The organism is Nocardiopsis sp. CNS-639, assembly GCF_000381685.1.
GTDB classification, from domain to species: Bacteria; Actinomycetota; Actinomycetes; order Streptosporangiales; family Streptosporangiaceae; genus Nocardiopsis; species Nocardiopsis dassonvillei.
In genome coordinates this window covers 112,850-130,152 of sequence record NZ_KB906865.1, presented here as the reverse complement: position 1 = coordinate 130,152, position 17,303 = coordinate 112,850, and the positions used below count along the sequence as shown (strand labels likewise).

General features: G+C 73.7%; 16 protein-coding genes. 7 read left to right on the top strand and 9 right to left on the bottom strand.

Annotation, left to right across the window (positions count from 1 at the left end; translation table 11 throughout):
* Positions 1-41: 41 nt before the first annotated feature.
* The gene (locus tag G011_RS0118785; RefSeq protein WP_019609838.1) at positions 42-287 is read left to right on the top strand and encodes a hypothetical protein; all 246 of its coding nucleotides are present in this window, start codon (positions 42-44) and stop codon (positions 285-287) included.
* 309 nt (positions 288-596) lie between these two features.
* Here the strand turns inward: G011_RS0118785 and G011_RS0118780 are convergent, their stop codons facing one another.
* From G011_RS0118780 to G011_RS0118745, 8 genes are all read right to left on the bottom strand, one after another.
* Complete coding sequence (locus G011_RS0118780; protein ID WP_019609837.1) at positions 597-1,601, bottom strand: sugar phosphate isomerase/epimerase; 1,005 nt, start codon at positions 1,599-1,601, stop codon at positions 597-599.
* Positions 1,602-1,635: 34 nt separating this feature from the next.
* The gene (locus G011_RS0118775) at positions 1,636-2,364 is read right to left on the bottom strand and encodes a hypothetical protein (protein WP_019609836.1); all 729 of its coding nucleotides are present in this window, start codon (positions 2,362-2,364) and stop codon (positions 1,636-1,638) included.
* A 202-nt stretch (positions 2,365-2,566) separates the two neighbouring features.
* Entirely contained in the window at positions 2,567-3,439 is an 873-nt protein-coding gene (locus G011_RS0118770; RefSeq protein WP_019609835.1) for a sugar phosphate isomerase/epimerase, read from the bottom strand.
* Positions 3,440-4,639: a substrate-binding domain-containing protein gene (locus tag G011_RS0118765; protein ID WP_019609834.1), complete on the bottom strand. Its 1,200-nt coding sequence runs from the start codon at positions 4,637-4,639 to the stop codon at positions 3,440-3,442.
* Between the two features lie 2 nt (positions 4,640-4,641).
* Positions 4,642-5,739 (bottom strand): ABC transporter permease, encoded by a 1,098-nt coding sequence (locus tag G011_RS0118760; RefSeq protein ID WP_019609833.1) that lies wholly within the window; start codon positions 5,737-5,739, stop codon positions 4,642-4,644.
* Positions 5,736-6,845 (bottom strand): ABC transporter permease, encoded by a 1,110-nt coding sequence (locus G011_RS0118755; protein WP_019609832.1) that lies wholly within the window; start codon positions 6,843-6,845, stop codon positions 5,736-5,738. Before G011_RS0118755 ends, G011_RS0118760 begins: the two co-directional genes overlap by 4 nt.
* A complete protein-coding gene (locus G011_RS0118750) occupies positions 6,842-8,593 on the bottom strand; it encodes a sugar ABC transporter ATP-binding protein (RefSeq protein ID WP_019609831.1) in 1,752 nt (583 codons plus the stop codon). The genes G011_RS0118755 and G011_RS0118750 overlap by 4 nt, the downstream gene beginning before the upstream one ends.
* Positions 8,590-9,732, bottom strand: a complete 1,143-nt coding sequence (locus tag G011_RS0118745) for a Gfo/Idh/MocA family protein (RefSeq protein WP_019609830.1) — start codon at positions 9,730-9,732, stop codon at positions 8,590-8,592. Before G011_RS0118745 ends, G011_RS0118750 begins: the two co-directional genes overlap by 4 nt.
* 115 nt (positions 9,733-9,847) lie before the next feature.
* On the opposite strand from G011_RS0118745, the gene G011_RS0118740 reads away from it, so the two are divergent.
* A complete protein-coding gene (locus G011_RS0118740) occupies positions 9,848-11,065 on the top strand; it encodes an ROK family transcriptional regulator (RefSeq protein ID WP_019609829.1) in 1,218 nt (405 codons plus the stop codon).
* Between the two features lie 1,134 nt (positions 11,066-12,199).
* Here the strand turns inward: G011_RS0118740 and G011_RS0118730 are convergent.
* Positions 12,200-12,919: a DUF6069 family protein gene (locus G011_RS0118730; RefSeq protein ID WP_026338435.1), complete on the bottom strand. Its 720-nt coding sequence runs from the start codon at positions 12,917-12,919 to the stop codon at positions 12,200-12,202.
* A 219-nt stretch (positions 12,920-13,138) separates the two neighbouring features.
* On the opposite strand from G011_RS0118730, the gene alr reads away from it, so the two are divergent.
* The 5 genes from alr (at position 13,139) to tsaD (ending at position 17,284) form a co-directional block, all read left to right on the top strand.
* A complete protein-coding gene (gene alr, locus G011_RS0118725) occupies positions 13,139-14,269 on the top strand; it encodes an alanine racemase (protein ID WP_019609826.1) in 1,131 nt (376 codons plus the stop codon).
* A gap of 314 nt (positions 14,270-14,583) precedes the next feature.
* On the top strand, positions 14,584-15,096 hold the full coding sequence (gene tsaE, locus G011_RS0118720; RefSeq protein ID WP_013155048.1) for a tRNA (adenosine(37)-N6)-threonylcarbamoyltransferase complex ATPase subunit type 1 TsaE: 513 nt from the start codon (positions 14,584-14,586) through the stop codon (positions 15,094-15,096).
* Positions 15,097-15,106: 10 nt separating this feature from the next.
* Positions 15,107-15,784, top strand: a complete 678-nt coding sequence (gene tsaB / locus G011_RS0118715) for a tRNA (adenosine(37)-N6)-threonylcarbamoyltransferase complex dimerization subunit type 1 TsaB (RefSeq protein WP_019609824.1) — start codon at positions 15,107-15,109, stop codon at positions 15,782-15,784.
* A complete protein-coding gene (gene rimI / locus G011_RS0118710; protein ID WP_019609823.1) occupies positions 15,781-16,257 on the top strand; it encodes a ribosomal protein S18-alanine N-acetyltransferase in 477 nt (158 codons plus the stop codon). The genes tsaB and rimI overlap by 4 nt, the downstream gene beginning before the upstream one ends.
* Positions 16,250-17,284, top strand: a complete 1,035-nt coding sequence (gene tsaD / locus G011_RS0118705) for a tRNA (adenosine(37)-N6)-threonylcarbamoyltransferase complex transferase subunit TsaD (RefSeq protein WP_019609822.1) — start codon at positions 16,250-16,252, stop codon at positions 17,282-17,284. The genes rimI and tsaD overlap by 8 nt, the downstream gene beginning before the upstream one ends.
* Positions 17,285-17,303 lie beyond the last annotated feature (19 nt).

Genomic DNA, 17,303 nt, shown 5'->3' with positions numbered 1-17,303 from the left:
AATGCCGGTGTCCGCCCCCCGGCACCCTAGGGAGACAGCACATGTTCCGGGTCGTTATCAGCCGTCTCACCGACAACGGACTGCGTGTCACCCCAGAGCAGAAGGACACCGCCATGTCCGTCCAGGAGGCGGTGTCCTTCATCCGTGAACACCTGCCCGGGGTGGACACCGCGGCCTTCGGCGACAGCGCGGTGCAGGGCTCCGTCAACCGGGTCAACGACTTCCGCTGCGACGTCTCCACCGCGGACGGGGGGCACTACCGGGTGGTCATCGCCCCGATGATCTGACCCCGCCTCCCTGTCGAGGGGGATCCCCGGTACGCGCCGCCCCGCCACCGCGCAGTGTCTTCGGGACCTCCGCTTCGGTCCGTGTCCGGGCGCCCGGAGCACGGGAATCGGGTTGAAGCAGGCACAGCGGCGCCTACGGCGGGTTCGCTCGTGCCCACCCGTCGCCCACCACCACCCTCAACCGACGCCTACGGCACAGTTCCTCCACGGAAACCCGCCCGCGCCGCCTCCGGAACCCCGTGGGCGCCCGAGCCGACCCCCCACGAGCTGAGGCCCGCCCAGAAAACAGGACCTGGACCTGCGGCCGGGTCAGTCCGACCCGAAGGCGGAGTCGAACGACGCCTCCGGCGGGTCGTAGGCGTGGGAGCGCACGAACTCCACCGCCTCGGCCGCCCCGACCAGCCGGTCCATGCCCGCGTCCTCCCACTCCACCGAGATCGGACCCTGGTAGCCGATCGCGTTCAGCGTGCGGAAGCAGTCCTCCCAGGGCACGTCGCCGTGCCCGGTCGAGACGAAGTCCCAGCCCCGGCGCGGATCACCCCACGGCAGGTGGGAGCCCAACCGCCCGTTGCGGCCGTTGCCCACCCGCTTGCGGGCGTCCTTGCAGTCCACGTGGTAGATCCGGTCCCGGAAGTCCCACAGGAACCCGACCGGGTCGATGTCCTGCCACACCATGTGGCTGGGGTCCCAGTTCAGGCCGAAGGCCGGACGGTGCCCCACCGCCTCCAGCGCCCTCTGGGTGGACCAGTAGTCGTAGGCGATCTCGGAGGGGTGCACCTCGTGCGCGAAACGCACCCCCACCTCGTCGAACACGTCCAGGATCGGGTTCCACCGGTCGGCGAAGTCGCGGTACCCGGCCTCGATGACGTCCTCGCCCACCGGCGGGAACATCGCCACGTACTTCCAGACGGCCGAGCCCGTGAAGCCCACCACGGTGGACACGCCGAGCCTGGCGGCCGCGCGGGCGGTGGTCTTCATCTCCTCGGCGGCCCGCCGGCGCACGCCCTCGGGCTCGCCGTCGCCCCACACCCGCGCGGGCAGGATGTCGCGGTGGCGGTGGTCGATCGGGTCGTCGCAGACGGCCTGGCCCAGCAGGTGGTTGGAGATCGCCCACAGGCCCAGCCCGTGGCGTTTGAGCGTGTCCAGCCGGTCGCGCACGTAGTCGTCGTCCACGGCGGCCCGGGTGACGTCGAGGTGGTCGCCCCAGCAGGCGACCTCCAGACCGTCGTAGCCCCACGAGGAGGCCAGGGAGCACACCTCCTCGAAGGGAAGGTCGGCCCACTGTCCGGTGAACAGGGTGACTGGTCGCGGCATGTTCGTCTCCTCCTGGAGTAGGGGGGTTTCGTGGTCAGTGGTCGTGTCCGTCGCCGGGGCCCTCCCCGGCGCCCTCCGGCTCCGCGTCCGCCCCGGCGCCGTCGGGTTCGAGGGCGCCGCTGTCGGGGGCGGCGGGCAGGTACAGGTGGACGTGGCCGTGCCCGGCGTCCACGCTCACCGCGTCCAGGTGCGTGGCCGCCACCGACCACGACACGACCGCCTCGTCGCGCAGTTCCATGGCGATGTGCAGCACGTCCATGCGCAGGTCCTCGTCCTCGACCAGGGCGGCCTTGGCGTAGGTGTCGACCGACATGGACAGCAGCCGGACGGAGGACACCAGGCCCGCGTGCGCGGTCCGGTGGGCGCCGCCGGAATCGGGAACCTCGCCGAAGTGCACCGAGGCGGCCTGCACCTCGGTGCGCCAGGAGTTGACCACCGAGGCCTCGGTCAACTCCAGGGGCGGGTGTGATCCGTCGGTGGGCAGGAACTCCTCCATGTCCTCCACCACGGGGACGAGTCCCTCGTGGGCCGTGCGGGTGTGGGTGAGCAGCGAACCGACCTGTTCGGCGTCGGGGTGGTCCGCCGGGGCCTGCGGCGCGGCGGAGGCGCCGTCCGCGCCGTCACCGCCGAGGAACACGGCGGAGGCGACGGCGGCACCGGCCACCGCGAACGACACCCCGGTCAGCCACCAGGTGGCGGGGGTGTCCGCCACCGGGTCCGGGAACTCGGATCCGGCGGCGGAGGGGGTCTTGTGAGCGGGCATGGTGACGTCTCCTCGTGGGGATGGAGCCGCCCTACCTCAGTCAGCGCTTTCCGGCGAGCGCGGCACCGAGCGGGGGTGGTGGACGTTTCCTCCTGGCCCGGGGGCACCGGCGGCCGTGGTGCGGACACGGCGGCCGGCTCCCGTCCCCCGTGGATCCCGGCCGCACCCGTACGGGCGGACCGCGGACCCCGAGGAGCGCTGCCTACCTGCACGGCGGCTCCTCTCGTCGGCTCAGGGCGCGAAGGAAGGCCAGGCCGTCGACGGCGATCGCGTCCTGGGTCGCCGCCAACGGTCGCCAGACGGAGGCCGCCGTGGCGATGCTGGCATTGTCCGCCGTGAACGACTCGATCACCAGGGGTCCTCCGTACCCCGCGTCGCCGAGCGCGCCGAGGATCGCGCTCCAGTCCAGGTGGTCGGCCCCGGGGGAGCCGCGGTCGTTCGCGCACACCTGCACGTGCGCCACCCTGCCCGCGGCGCGCCGCACGGCCGCCGCCACGTCCCGCTCCTCGATGTTCATGTGGTACACGTCCAGGGCCAGCCCGCAGTGCTCCGCGGGCAGGTCGGCCAGCATCTCCAGTCCCTGGTCCACCGTGTTGATCACGCTCGTCTCGTACCGGTTGAGCGGCTCCACCGCCAGCCGGACCCCCGCGGCCGAGCAGTGCCCGACCACGGGGGCCAGCGCCTCGGTCAGCTCCGCGCCGATCCCCGCCCGCTCACGCGGGGACATCCGCCACGTGCGGCCGACCGAGGCGTAGGCAGGACCGGCGGCGACGGGGGAGCCCACCGCCGCGGCCGCGTCCACGACCCGCCTGAGGTAGTCCTGCGTGGCCGAGCGGGTGGCCGCGTCGGTCGCGACCAGTTCCCGGCCCGGCCCCATGACCAGCACGACGCTGGCCGTCAGGCCCAGCCCGTCCAGCAGGGCCCGGGCGCGCCGGGGGTCCCAGTCGCCCGTGTTCTCCACGGGGAGTTCGATCACGTCGAATCCCCACTCCGCCACGCGGGGCGCGATCCGCTCCAACGCGGCGTCGGTCAGCGGCGACGTCCACACCCAGGTGTTGACCCCCAGCGCGCGCACCTACCGGTCCGTCCAGGCCTCGGGGAAGCCCGGCAGGTCCTCGCCGCCGAACTTCGCGTAGTGCAGGGACGGCATCTCCGCGTTGCGCTCCAGGTACTCGTCCAGCTCGTCCTGACGGATCGGCTCCTGCGGCAGGATCCACTCCGAGGGCACCTCCTCGCCGGCGAGGATCATGCCGGCGGCCAGGACCGGGGTCCGCCACTGGAAGTTGGAGTAGACGGGCGCGATCGCGGTGAGGTCCTCCTCCTGCCACTTGCGCATGAAGCTCAGCTCGTCCTCCCCGGAGATCACCGGGTAGGGCTGGCCCGCGTCCTCGAAGGCCTCCAGGGCGGCCACGGCGCCGTCCCCGGCGTCCATCCAGATGCCGTCGACCTCGCCGCGCTGGAGGTGCTGGGAGACCAGGTCCTTGATCATGGCGCCGTCGCCCTCGGTGAACTCGTGGCCGAGCACCTCCAGCTCGCTGTCGGCGAAGATCTCCTGGGCCGCCGCCCAGCGGTGTTCGAGCACGTCCACGCCGGGCAGGATGCGCAGCGCCAGCACGGTCGAGCCGGGCTCCAGCTCATCGACCAGGAACTCGGCCGCGTCCGCGCCGTAGGCGTAGCCGCCGATCGGGTGGATGAACGTGACCATGCAGTCGCTGTTCACGCCGCGGTCGAAGACCACGACCGGGACGCCGCTCTCGCAGGCGGTCTCCACCGCCGGGGTCAGGGTCGCGGTGGTGGAGGGGGAGATGATGATGACGTCGCAGTCCCCGGAGTCCACGAAGGCCTGGATGTCGGAGATCTGCTGGTTGTCGTCGTCGGCGGCGTCCGACACCCGGAACTCGCCGATGCGCCCCTCCTCCTGGAGCGCCTCCACCTGCTGCTCCATGGTGATGAAGCCGGTGACGCGCCAGGGGTTGGACACCGAGGCGTTGGAGAAGCACAGCGTCGCGTCCTCCGGCGCGTCGTGCGTGAACTCCGAGGTGTCGATCCACTCTGGCTCGATCGCCTGGAGCCAGGGCTGGTCCTCGGGGCCCTCCGGGGTGATCTCGCGCTGGGCCAGCTGCGCCTCGAACTCGGCCTCGTCGAACCACTCCCCGTCGGGGGTGAGTTCGGAGCCCGCCTCCTCGGGGGCGTCGGTGGGGGCGTCCGTCGTACACGCCGTGAGCATCAGGGTCAGGCCGGCGGCGCCGGCGAGCAGCACGCGGGGGACGCGCATGGTTACCTCCTGGAAGTGCCGAGCGGCCGCTCGGTCGGATGGTCCGGTCGCCGTCGCAGGCGCTCCGGCAGTCGAAGGTCGCCCCGGCGGGCGGCGTAGGCCACCGCGGCGATGATGATGAGCCCCTGCACCGTGGGCTGGAGCGTCGAGGGCAGGTACAGCTGGTTGAACAGCGTGAACAGGGCCTCCACGGTCAGGGCTCCCAGGACGGCGGCGACCACGGTGCCGCGCCCGCCGCCCAGCACCACCCCGCCCAGGACCACGGCGGTGATCGCGGTGAACTCCAGCCCGTCGCCGACCTGCGCGGTGACCCCGGCGTAGCCGCCGATGAGGACGGCGGCGACGGTGGCCATGAGGGAGGAGCCGACGAAGGCCATCGTGCGCACCCGCCACACCCGCACCCCCGAGAACGCGGCGGCGACGTCGTTGTCGCCCGTCGCCACGAGGGAGCGGCCGTAGGGCGAGCGCATGAGCACCACCGCGCCCGCCGCCAGCACCAGGGCGATGAGCAGCGCCCACGGGATCTCGCCGAGGACGGGCACGCCCTCGATCCCCTGTCGGCCGAACACGCGGAAGGACTCCGTCAGCGCCCCGGTGGGCGCCCCGCCGGTCCAGTAGCGCACGGCGCCGAACAGGATCAGCATCGTGCCGAGCGTGGTGATGATCGACGGCACCCGCAGCAGCGTGGTCACCAGGCCGTTGACCAGGCCCACGACCAGGCCGAAGACCAGCATGAGGCCGATCACCGGCCAGGTCATGGCCTCGTCTCCGTCGATGAGGCGGGCCGCGATCACCACCTGCGCGCCCACCAGGGACCCGACCGACAGGTCGAACTCCCCGGAGACGATCACCAGGTACTGGCCGATGGCCAGGATCACCAGCGGCGCGGCCTTCTTGGCGAAGGCCATCAGCGGCGGCCCCTCGAAGAACGAGGGGTTCTGGGTGGCGATCACCACGAAGATCAGCGCCAGCAGCAGCGCGACGGTCGCCGTGCCGCCCCGGCCCAGCGCGGCCAGCGCCGCCAGCGGTCCCGGGCCGCGCGACTCGGGCCCGCGCGGCCCGACCGGGCCGCGCGCGTCCTGGGTGGGGGTCGGGGTCATCGGCGGCCTCCGAGGGGTTGCGGTGCGGATCCCGTCCCGGGGTCCGGATCGGGGGCGGTCCCGGTGTCCGGAGCGGGCCGCGGCACGGGGGAGGACGGCGGCGCGCCGCCGGAGGGGAAGCGCGTCCGCACGGCGGAGCGCCCGCCGCGGGCGTAGACGGCCACGGCGGCGATGACGATGACGCCGCGCAGCACGTCCTTGACGAACGGGTCGACCGCCAGCACGTTGAACACGGTGTCGAGCGTGGCGAGGATGAGCACCCCCGCCACCGTCCCGGCCACGCCGCCGCGCCCGCCGAGCAGGTAGGTCCCGCCCAGCACCACGGCCGCGATGGCCTCCAGCTCGTAGCCCCCGGAGTAGACGGTGGCGCTGCCGGTCCCGAACCGGGCGGCCAGCAGCAGACCGGCCACACCGGCGGTGACCGAGCACAACACGTGCGCGGTGACCGTGGGCACCCCGGAGCGGACCCCGGAGAGCCGGGCCACGTCGGCGTCGCCGCCGACGGCGTAGATGTGGTAGCCCATCCGGGTGCGGCTCAGGAACAGCACCGCCGCCACCGCCACGCCCAGCATGACCAGGGTGGAGACGGGCAGCACGCCGATCCGGGTGTAGCCGAAGGTCTGGAAGGCGGTGGGCACCGCCCCGGCCGGGCCCTGGAAGTTCGTGTCCAGGTAGCCCTTGATCACCAGCCCCATGCCCAGGGTGGCGATGAAGGGGTTGACCCGCAGTCCCGTGACCACCAGCCCGTTGACCAGGCCGATCAGCGCGGCCAGGCCGAGCGCGGCGGCCACGCCGAGCACGATCCGGGACGGGTCGCCCGCCATGGTGGTGGCCGCGACCACGGTGGACAGGGCGGCCACGTAGCCGACCGACAGGTCCAGGGAGCGGCACAGGATGACGAGGGTCATCCCGACGGCCAGGAAGCCCAGCAGGCTGCTGCGGGTGAGCAGGTCGACGGTGTTGGCGGTGGTGAACAGGTTGCCGCCCCGGGCGGCCACGAAGGCCGCGCTGACCGCGAGCAGCAGCACCAGGGCCAGGTAGACCAGCCCGGTGGTGCCCGTCCGGGCGCGCAGGCTCCGGAGGACGGAGGTCGGTGGGGGTGTCACGGGGCGGCCTCCTCGTGCCGTGCGGGGGAGCCGCCGTTGCCGGTTCCGGCGGCCGGGTCGCCCCCGGCGGCCGGTGGGGTGGGAGTGCCCGAGCGCGGTGGAGCGGCGGCCGGGTCCTGCTTGGCGGCCGGGTTCTGCTGGGCGGACGGGCCGGTGGCCGGACCCTCCTCGGAGTCCGGACCCTGCTCGGCGGCTGATCCGGCGGACGCTCCGGTGGCCGGGTCCTGCCCGGGAACCGGTGCGGCGGACCCGCCCGGGTGCGGCGATCCGGTGGCCATCGCCATGACCGCCTCCTCGGCTGCCCCGCCGGGCAGCTCGCCCGCCACCCGGCCGTCCCGCAGGACGACCAGCCGGTCGGACATGCCGATCAGCTCGGGCAGCTCGGAGGAGATGAGCACGATCGCCACACCGGCCGCGGCCAGCTCGCGCATGAGCCGGTAGACGGCCTGCTTGGCGCCCACGTCGATGCCGCGCGTGGGCTCGTCGAGCACCATCACGCCGGGTTCGGCGGCCAGCCACTTGGCCAGCACGACCTTCTGCTGGTTGCCGCCGGACAGGTACCGGACCTCCTGGTCCTGGCCGCCGCGCGCCACCAGCTCCAGGGAGGAGAGGATGCCGGGCAGCCGCCGGGCCCCGCGCGCCGAGCCCAGGGGCCAGACCGCGTCCAGGACCAGGCGGCCGTTGGCCGCCACCGACTGGTTCAGCGCCAGCCCCTGCGCCTTGCGGTCCTCGGTGACCAGCACCAGGCCCGCGCGCACCGCCGTGCGCGGCGAGCGCGGGTCCACCCGCCGCCCGTCCACGCGGACCTCGCCCCGGGTGAAGCGCTCGACGCCGAAGAGGGCGTGGGCGACCTCGGTGCGCCCGCTGCCCTGGAGCCCGCCCAGGCCCAGGATCTCGCCGCCGCGCACCTCGAAGCCGATCCCGTCCAGCTGGGTGTTGCCGCCTCCGGTGACCGACAGCCGCACCCGTCCCACGTGCTCGCCGTGCGGCTCCAGGGGCTCGGGGAAGACCGCCGAGACCGGACGCCCGACCATCTTGCGGACCAGCTCGGCCGGACCGATCTCACCGGCGGGGACGGTGTCCACGAGGTGGCCGTCCTTGAGCACCGTGATGGTGTCGGCCAGGTCGAAGATCTCCCGCATGCGGTGCGACACGTACAGCACCGCCACGCCGCGTTCGCGCAGGCGGCCGATGATCCGGTAGAGCACCTCCACCTCGTGGTCGGCCAGCGCGGCGGTCGGCTCGTCCATGGAGATGATGCGCGCGTCGTGCGAGAGCGCCTTGACGATCTCCACGATCTGCTGTTCGGCCACCGACAGCGACCGCACCCGGGCCCGGGGGTCGATGCCCTCCAGACCGAGTTCGGCGAGCAGTTCGGCGGTGGCCCGCTCCATGGCCCGGCCGTCCACCAGGCCGCGGCGGCGGATCTCGCGGCCGAGGAAGACGTTCTCGGCGACGGTGCGGTCGGGCAGGAGGTTGAACTCCTGGAAGACCGTGGTCACGCCCGCGCGCTGGGCCTGGACGGGGTGCTCGAAGGAGACGGTGTCGCCCTCCAGCTCGACCGTGCCCCCGTCCGCGCGGTGCACCCCGGCCAGCACCTTCATCAGGGTGGACTTGCCCGCCCCGTTCTCGCCGACCAGGGCGTGCAGCTCGCCGGGGTGGAGTTCCAGGTCGATCCCGTGCAGGACGCGCACGCCCAGGAAGGACTTGGTGATGCCGCTCATCCGGAGCAGGGGCGGGCCGCTCATGCCCCGTCCACCTCCGGCACGTCGACCCAGCGGCGTTCCCGCGCCGAGGTCAGGACGGCCTCGGCCAGCACGGCGGCGCGCAGGCCGTCGGCGAACACCGGCAGGCCCTCGGGGGTCCGCCCGGCGATGGCGGCCCCGGTGTCGGCCACGAGCGCGTTGAAGCAGTCCTGGTAGCCCTGCGGGTGGCCGACGGGGGTCGTGGACAGGCGCGCGGCGTCGGCGCTCAGCTCGGGGTCGTCGCGGCTGATGGTGCAGCTGCGGCCCCGGCCGCCCGCCCAGAGGGTCTCGGGCCGCTCCTGGTCGAACAGCAGGGTGCCCTCGGTGCCGGAGACCTCCAGCACGAGCCGGTTCTTGCGGCCGGGGGAGACCTGGCTGATGACGGCGCCGCCGACCACGCCCCCCGCGGTGGAGAACTGGAAGGCCACCAGGTCCTCGGTGGCCACCGAGCGTCCGGCGCGGGTGTCGTTGACCCGCGAGGTCTGCGCGCTGACCGAGGTGATGCGGTCGCCGGTGACGAACTCCAGCATGTCGCACCAGTGCGAGCCGATGTCCCCGAACGCGCGGGTGGGTCCGCCCAGTTCGGGATCCACCCGCCAGTTGTCCTCGTCCGGGTACAGGAGCCAGTCCTGGAGGTAGCCGCCGTGGGCGAGGCTGACGCGGCCGATGGAGCCCGAGGCCACGCGGGCGCGCGCCTCGCGGGCCATGGGATGGAAGCGGTAGGCGAAGGGGACGACGGCGACCCGGTCGGCCTCCTCCGCGGCCCGGACCAGCTCGCGGGCGGTGTCGGCGTCGGTGGCCAGGGGTTTCTCGCACACGACGTGCTTGCCGGCGGCCAGGGCGGCCAGGCTCAGCGGCGCGTGCAGGTGGTTGGGGGTGCACACGTGGACCACGTCCACGTCGTCGCTGCGGACGAGTTCGAGGGCGTCGGCGTGGGCCCGGGCGACGCCGTGCGCGGTGCGGAACTGCTCGGCCTTGCCATGGGAGGAGCCCGCGACCCCGACGACCTCGCCTCCCGAGGCGCGGACGGCGTGGGAGTGGACCCTGCCCATGAAGCCGGTGCCGATCACCGCGGCGCGGTAGGCGTTGGGGGCGGTGGACCCGGGGTCGGCCGCCTCACCCAGGCTTGTGACCTTACTCACTGACATGCCACGAACGGTACGCTGGACTTCTGTCGATCGTCAAGCAAAAGTCGTAGGATCTATCTGCAATAGACGGATGACGGACAGTCAATAGATCCTGTGCTTCACTGTTCGCATGACGGAAGACGCGCTGACCCATACGGAGGGACGACCCGGCCCGGCCGTCGCTCCGACCGCCGCACCCGGTGCGGGCACCCTGCTCCGACTCCTGCGCGACGGCCGACCGCGCACCCGTTCGGAGCTGGCCTCGGTCACCGGTCTGGCCCGTTCGACCGTCACCCAGCGCGTGGACGCCCTGCTCGCCAGCGGGCTCATCGGGCCCGCCGGGGAGGCCGTGTCCACCGGGGGCAGGCCGCCCACGACCTTCTCGTTCCAGCCGGACGCCCGGGTGGTCCTGGCCGCCGACCTGGGCGCCACCCACGCCCGCCTGGCCCTCACCGACATGTCGGGGACCGTGCTCGCCGAGGAGCGCGCCGACCTGGACATCGCCCTGGGCCCCGAGCGCGTCCTGGACTGGGTCGTGGAGCGGGGCCGCGGCCTGCTGGAGGGCGCGGACCGGCGGGTGGACGAACTGCTCGGCCTGGGAATCGGCCTGCCCGGCCCGGTCCAGCACACCACCGGGCGCGCGGTGAACCCGCCGATCATGCCGGGGTGGGACAACTTCGACGTGCCCGGCTACGTCCACGACCGGCTCGACGTGCCGGTCCTGGTGGACAACGACGTCAACATCATGGCGATCGGGGAGCACCACACGGCCTGGCCCGAGGCCAGCCACCTGATGTTCGTCAAGGTCGCCACGGGCATCGGCTGCGGCATCGTCAGCGAGGGCAGCGTCTACCGGGGAGCGCAGGGCGCGGCCGGGGACATGGGGCACATCCACGTCCCCAGCGGCGACGAGCGGCCCTGCCGCTGCGGCAACACCGGCTGCCTGGAGGCCGTGGCCAGCGGCGCCGCCCTGGCCGCCGCGCTCACCGCCGAGGGCGTGCCCGCCAGCGGCGCCCGCGACGTGGTCGAACTGTCCCGCAACGGGTCGGTGCCCGCCCTGCGCGCGCTGCGCCAGGCGGGCCGCGACATCGGCGAGGTGCTCGCCGCGTCGGTGAACATGTTCAACCCGTCGGTCATCGTCATCGGCGGCGCGCTCGCCCTGGCCGGGGACCACCTGCTCGCCGGGGTGCGCGAGATCATCTACCAGCGGTCGCTGCCGCTGGCCACCGAGCACCTGAGCATCGTCTCGTCCGTGGCGGGCGAGAGCGCGGGCGTGATCGGCGCGGCGGTCATGGTGATCGAGCACTGCCTGAGCCCCGAGCACGCGGACGCGCTGATCAACGGCTGAGCCGGGTGGGCCGGGTGAGCCCCGACCGGGGCTCACGGCCGCCCCGCGCGGCGGGTGGCGGGCGGACCCCGAGCCCTGCGTCGGAGATGTCCCGGGGCGGCGCCGCGTCGGGGCAGCGTCCCCGGGGCGGTGCCGGGATCCCAGCGCACGGAGCCGCCTCGGGGCGGGAGCGGTGTCGGAGTGCGGGGGTGTTCCGTTAGGGACGCGGACCGCTCCGACTCCGGATCCGGGGCGCTCCGTCAAGGGCGCGGAGCGTTCCGTTCCCGGGCTCGGGGCCTTCGGCTTCGGGGTGTCCGGTCAGGGCGCGGACGCGGCTCGGGTGTCGCGGAGGGAAGAGGCCCCCGGAAAGCGAGAAAGCGCGTCCGGTGCGTCCGAACACCCGTCGGACCGGCCGCGCCGCGGCCGGAACACCGATTCCCGGGCGGAAACTCCGGAATCCCCCGCGCGCGTTATCGGCCCTTTGCGGAAAAGGAGATCCGGCCGGCCTGGAGGGTGGGGACGCGGCCGGATCTCCGCTTCACGGACCCGGAGGAGGGCTGGCGCGGGGAGGCTCCGCGCACGGGTACCGACCCGCTGGTCGGCGCCCTCCTCCGGGTCCTTGGGGGAGTGGGGGAGGGCTGAAAAACGACAGGAGGGGCGGGGTTCGGGGCTTGGAGGCGCGCGGGCGGGCGCGGGGCCCGCCGGAGGGCGGGTTCGTGGTTTCCTTTTCTTTTTCCTCGCCTTTCCTGTGCTCTGTTTTTTCCCGTGCGTGAGCGCCTCGAAACGCCCGCCGCCGGTTCCGCTGATGATTTCTCCGGCGCGCTCTTTCCCCGCCCTGATGGGAATTGTTTTGCTTTTTTGTCGGAAAAGGAGGGATGAGGAGTTATGCGGGTCGGGTGGCGTTTTCGGGGTGGCTGCGGTGATGTGACCCGCTTGGTGGTGCTTCGTCGCACCCGGTCCCTGCCCCCGGCCCGCCCCTCACCCGGGCCCCGGGGCACACGGAAGGGGGCGGAGCCGTTCGGCTCCGCCCCCTCGTGCGCCTCGGGTCAGGGGGCGCCGCTCTGGTTCCCGGGGTCACGGGTCACCCGGTCCGTCCGCTCGTCGGGACCGTCCGGCGGGCTGGTCGAACGGTGCGTCGGCCGCCCGGCGTACCGGTCATCCGGCGTGCTGGTCTCCCGGCGCCTGACGGCCGTGCTGGTCCCGCCTGGCCTCCTCGGCCTCCGCGTCCATCTGCTGGGCGCGGACCTGGTTCTTGCGGTACTCGCCCTGCTTCACGTCGGGCAGGATGCCCTCGTGCCGCAGGACGGGCTCCTCACCCTGCACGGGCTCCCTGGGATCCACGGCCTGCGTCTCGTCCCTGGGCTCCGGCCCGGGGTCCCCGACGGGCCTCACGGTCGCCTCGTGCGTCGTGTAGGCCGTCCGGGCGTCACCCGGGGCCCGGCCGCTCAGGGTGGAGGCGCGCCCCACGCTCCGCAGCAGGGTGATGATCGCGATACCCGTGACCAGGTTGATCACGGACGTGCTGACCTGGCTCGACGTGTCCACGGGCTCGCTGAACGGGGCGACGGCGGCGATCGCCGTGATCAGCCCCAGGATCCACCCGAAGAACTTCATCGCCCGCGGGGCGCTGAGCAGCAGCATGTGCATCAGCCCCGTGGCCAGCAGCGCCGCCACGGCGGCCATCAGCGCGTAGACCACCGTGCTCGCGTCGCCCAGTGCCCCCGCGTCCTCCGGTGCGAGCACCGGTACCCCGAACACTCCTCGGAAGACCAGTGCCCCCGCGAAGATCACCAGCGCCGCCACCACGGCGGTGGCCATCCCTCCGTACCACAGCCTCGTGGTGTTGACGGGTCGTTCGCTACCTATCTCGGTCATGCCAGTACCCCCAGATACTGTGCCTCTGGGCCGATCCCCTACCCCGCATCCACCCATGTACTACGGGTGACCGAGAAAACCCGCGTCGTGCCTGGTCACGCGGGACGCCCCGGGAGGCCGGGGAAAACGGTCACGCCCTCCCGGGCGTGTCCGACCCCTCGCCGGTCGTGTTCCGGCGCCGCTCCGCTCCGGTCCCGCGCACGTGGAACACTGGAGTACATGTCTCACTTCGCGCACGCTCGCGTCGACCTCGACGCGATCTCCCACAACGCGCGGGTGCTCCGCGAGTTCTCAGGGGGTACCCCGCTCATGGGTGTGGTCAAGGCCGACGGCTACGGGCACGGCATGCTCCCGGCGGCCCGCGCCCTGATCGCGGGCGGCGCGACCTGGCTGGGCACGGCCTTCATCGGCGAGGCCCTCGAACTGCGCCGCGCCGGACTGACCCCGCCCGTCCTGGCCTGGATCATCCCGCCCGGCGAGCCGGTCGCGGAGGCCGTCGAGGCCGACATCGACCTCGGGGTGAGCGACCGCGCGGTCCTGGACACCGTGATCGCCGAGGCCCGCCGCATCGGCCGCACCGCCCGTGTACAGCTCAAGGCCGACACCGGCCTCAACCGCGGCGGCGTGGGTCCCGCCGACTGGGGCGCCCTGGCCGAGGCCGCCGCCCGCGCCGAGGACGAGGGGCACCTGCGCGTCACCGGCGTGTGGTCCCACTTCGCCTGCGCCGACGAGCCGGGCCACCCCTCCGTCGCACGCCAGCTCTCCCGCTTCCACGAGGCCCTGGAGACCGCGGACAAGGTCGGCCTGACCCCCGAGGTCCGACACATCGCCAACTCGGCCGCGCTGCTCACCCTCCCCGAGGCCCGCTTCGACCTCGTCCGCGGCGGGATCGCCAGCTACGGCCTGAGCCCGATCCCCGGCCTCACGGGGACCGGGCTGCGGCCCGCGATGACGCTGCGCTCCCGGCTCGCCCTCACCAAGCGCGTCCCCGAGGGCAGCGGCGTCTCCTACGGCCACCGCTACGTGACCGACCGGGAGACCACCCTGGCCCTGGTGCCGCTGGGTTACGCCGACGGGGTCCCCCGCGCCGCCACCAACCGCGGGCCCGTCCTCCTGGGCGGACGCCGCCGGGCCATCGCGGGAACGGTCTGCATGGACCAGTTCGTCGTGGACGTCGGCGACGACACCGTGGAGGCCGGTGAGTACGCGGTGCTCTTCGGCGACCCCGAGGACCACCCGGACACCCCGACCGCCGAGGACTGGGCCGAGATCCTGGACACCATCCCGTACGAGATCGTCACGCGGGTGGGCCCCCGGGTCCCGCGCGAGTACGTCGGCGGGGGCGCCTGAGCCCCTCCGGCGCGGCCGTCCCCTCCGGGAGCGTGTCCCCTCCGGCGCGGAGCCCGTCCGAGCGGCACGGAGCCCGGTCCCGGCCCCGGCGCCGCACGGTCACGCGGGTCCCGCCGGACCGCGCGGCACACCGCGACGGCACGGCGGCCCGCGCGGCGGCGGGAGTCTGACCGGTCATCGCGATCCGGTCACAGACCTCCTCCATCCGGCCTAACCTGGGTGGAAGGGGGCGCGCTCCGGCGGCCCCGCCCGCGCACGCCCCGACCCGGCGCGCCGCGTTCCACCATCCACCCAGACCACGAGCAGCGAATCTGATGACAGACGCGACAGCAACCACTCCAGGTGCGGCCACCGTCCGCGAGGTCACCGCGGCCACCGATGACGCCATGCGCACCCTCGGCCGCGACCTCGCCGCCCTCGCCAGGCCCGGCGACGTGCTGATCCTGTCCGGGCCGCTCGGCGCGGGGAAGACCACCCTCACCCAGGGCCTGGGCGAGGGTCTGGGAGTGCGCGGACCGGTCACCTCCCCGACCTTCGTCATCTCCCGGATCCACCCCTCCCTGACCGGAGGCCCCGACCTCGTCCACGTGGACGCCTACCGGCTCGGCGGGCCCGACGAGATCGACGACATCGACCTGGACATGACCCTCCCCGACTCCGTCACCGTGGTGGAGTGGGGCGAGGACGTGGCCGAGGGGCTCTCCGACGACCGGTTGGAGATCCGCATCGAACGCCACCCCGACGACACCCGCTCCGTCCACCTGCGCGCCGTCGGCGCCCGGTGGACCGGCGCCGACCTGCCCGGCACCGCCGCCGGGCCCCGATAGGCGGTCACCCGTGCTCCTCCTGGCCTTCGACACCGCCACCCCGGCGGTCACCGCCGCCATCGGCGAGTCCGGCGCCGACGGCTCCTTCACGCTGCGCGCCAGCGCCGGTTCCGTGGACGCCCGCCGCCACGGCGAACTGCTCGGCCCCACGATCGCCCGGCTCACCGAGGAGGCCGGGATCGTCCTGGCCGACCTCGACCACGTCGCCGTCGGCATCGGCCCCGGGCCCTACACCGGCCTGCGGGTCGGGCTGGCCACCGCGCACGCCCTGGCCGACGCCCTCGGCGTCCCCTGCCACGGCGTCACCACCCTGGACGCGCTGGCCTTCGCCACCGGGCGGACCGAACCCTTCGTCGCGATGACCGACGCCCGCCGCAAGGAGGTGTTCTGGGCCCGCTACGACGACCGCCTCACCCGCGTGGGCGAGGTGCGCGTCGACCGCCCCGCCGAGGTGGACACCGGCGGGCTCGCGCTGGTCGGCGACGGCGCCCGCATGTACGCCGACGTGTTCGGCGCCGGTTCCGCCGCGCCCGATCCGCTGCACCCGGACGCCGCCGCCATGGCGGAGCTGGCCCTGCTGCGCCTGGGCCGCGGCGAGGAGCTGCCCGCGCCCAACCCGCTCTACCTGCGCCGTCCGGACGCGGTGGAGCCCGGTGCCCCGAAGAAGGTGCGCCAGTGGGTGAAGTGACGCCGACGCCGGGCCTGACCGGTGTGAGCCTGCGCGCGATGACCCCCGACGACGTCGCGGCCGTCATGGACCTCGAACACGCCCTGTTCCCCCTCGACGCCTGGAGCGAGGGCATGCTCAGGGACGAGCTGGCCGAGCCCACGCGCCACTACCTGGTCGCGGTGTCCGGGGACGCCGTCGTCGGCTACGCGGGGCTGCGCGCCGTCCCGCCCGAGGGCGACGTGCAGACCATGGCCGTGTCCGAGCAGGTCTGGGGCCGGGGCGTGGGCAGCGCGCTGCTCACCGAACTCCTCACCGAGGCCGGGCGGCGCGGTGTCACCCACGTGTTCCTGGAGGTGCGCTCGGACAACCCGCGCGCCCAGAGGCTCTACGGCCGGTTCGGCTTCGTGCAGATCGGTGTGCGGCGCGGCTACTACAACGGGGCGGACGCGCTCGTCATGCGGCGCGTCGCCGAGGAGGGGAACCATGAGTGACCTGCCGCTGGTCATGGGGATCGAGACGTCCTGCGACGAGACCGGCGTGGCCCTGGTGCGCGGCTGCGAGCTGCTCGGCGACGCCGTGGCCTCCAGCGTGGACCAGCACGTCCGGTTCGGCGGCGTGGTGCCCGAGGTGGCCAGCCGCGCGCACCTGGAGGCGATGACCCCGACCGTGCACCGGGCGCTGGAAGAGGCCGGGGCCGAGCTGTCGGACGTGGACGCCATCGCCGTCACCGCCGGTCCGGGCCTGGCGGGCGCCCTGCTCGTGGGCGTGTCCGCGGCCAAGGCGTACGCGATGGCCCTGGGCAAGCCGCTCTACGGCGTGAACCACCTCGTGGGCCACGTGGCCGTGGACCAGCTGGAGCACGGACCGCTGCCCAAGCCCTCGATCGCCCTGCTGGTGTCGGGCGGCCACACCTCGCTGCTGCTGGTCAACGACCTGGCCACCGAGGTGGTCTCGCTCGGCGACACCGTGGACGACGCCGCCGGTGAGGCCTACGACAAGGTGGCGCGCCTGCTCGACCTGCCCTACCCGGGCGGCCCGCCCATCGACAAGGCGGCGCAGCGGGGCAACCCCAAGGCGATCCGCTTCCCGCGCGGCAAGTGGGGAGACGGCACCTACGACTTCTCGTTCTCGGGCCTGAAGACCGCCGTGGCCCGCCACGTGGAGGACACCGACCGCCGGGGCGAGCCCCTGGTGGTCGCCGACATCGCCGCCGCCTTCCAGGAGTCGGTGGTGGACGTGCTCACCCGCAAGGCCGTGGACGCCTGCGTGGAGCACGGCGTGAGCACGCTGGTCATCAGCGGTGGCGTGGCGGCGAACTCGGCGCTGCGCGCGCTGGCCGAGGAGCGCTGCCGGGAGGCCGGCGTCGAACTGCGCGTCCCGCGCCCGCGCCTGTGCACCGACAACGGCGCGATGATCGCCGCCCTGGGCGCCGAGGTCGTGGCGGCGGGCCTGCCCGCGTCCACGCTGGACCTGGCCACGGACACCTCCCTGCCGGTGAGCTCCCCGTTGGCGGTGTAGCCGACGTACGACGCCCCGG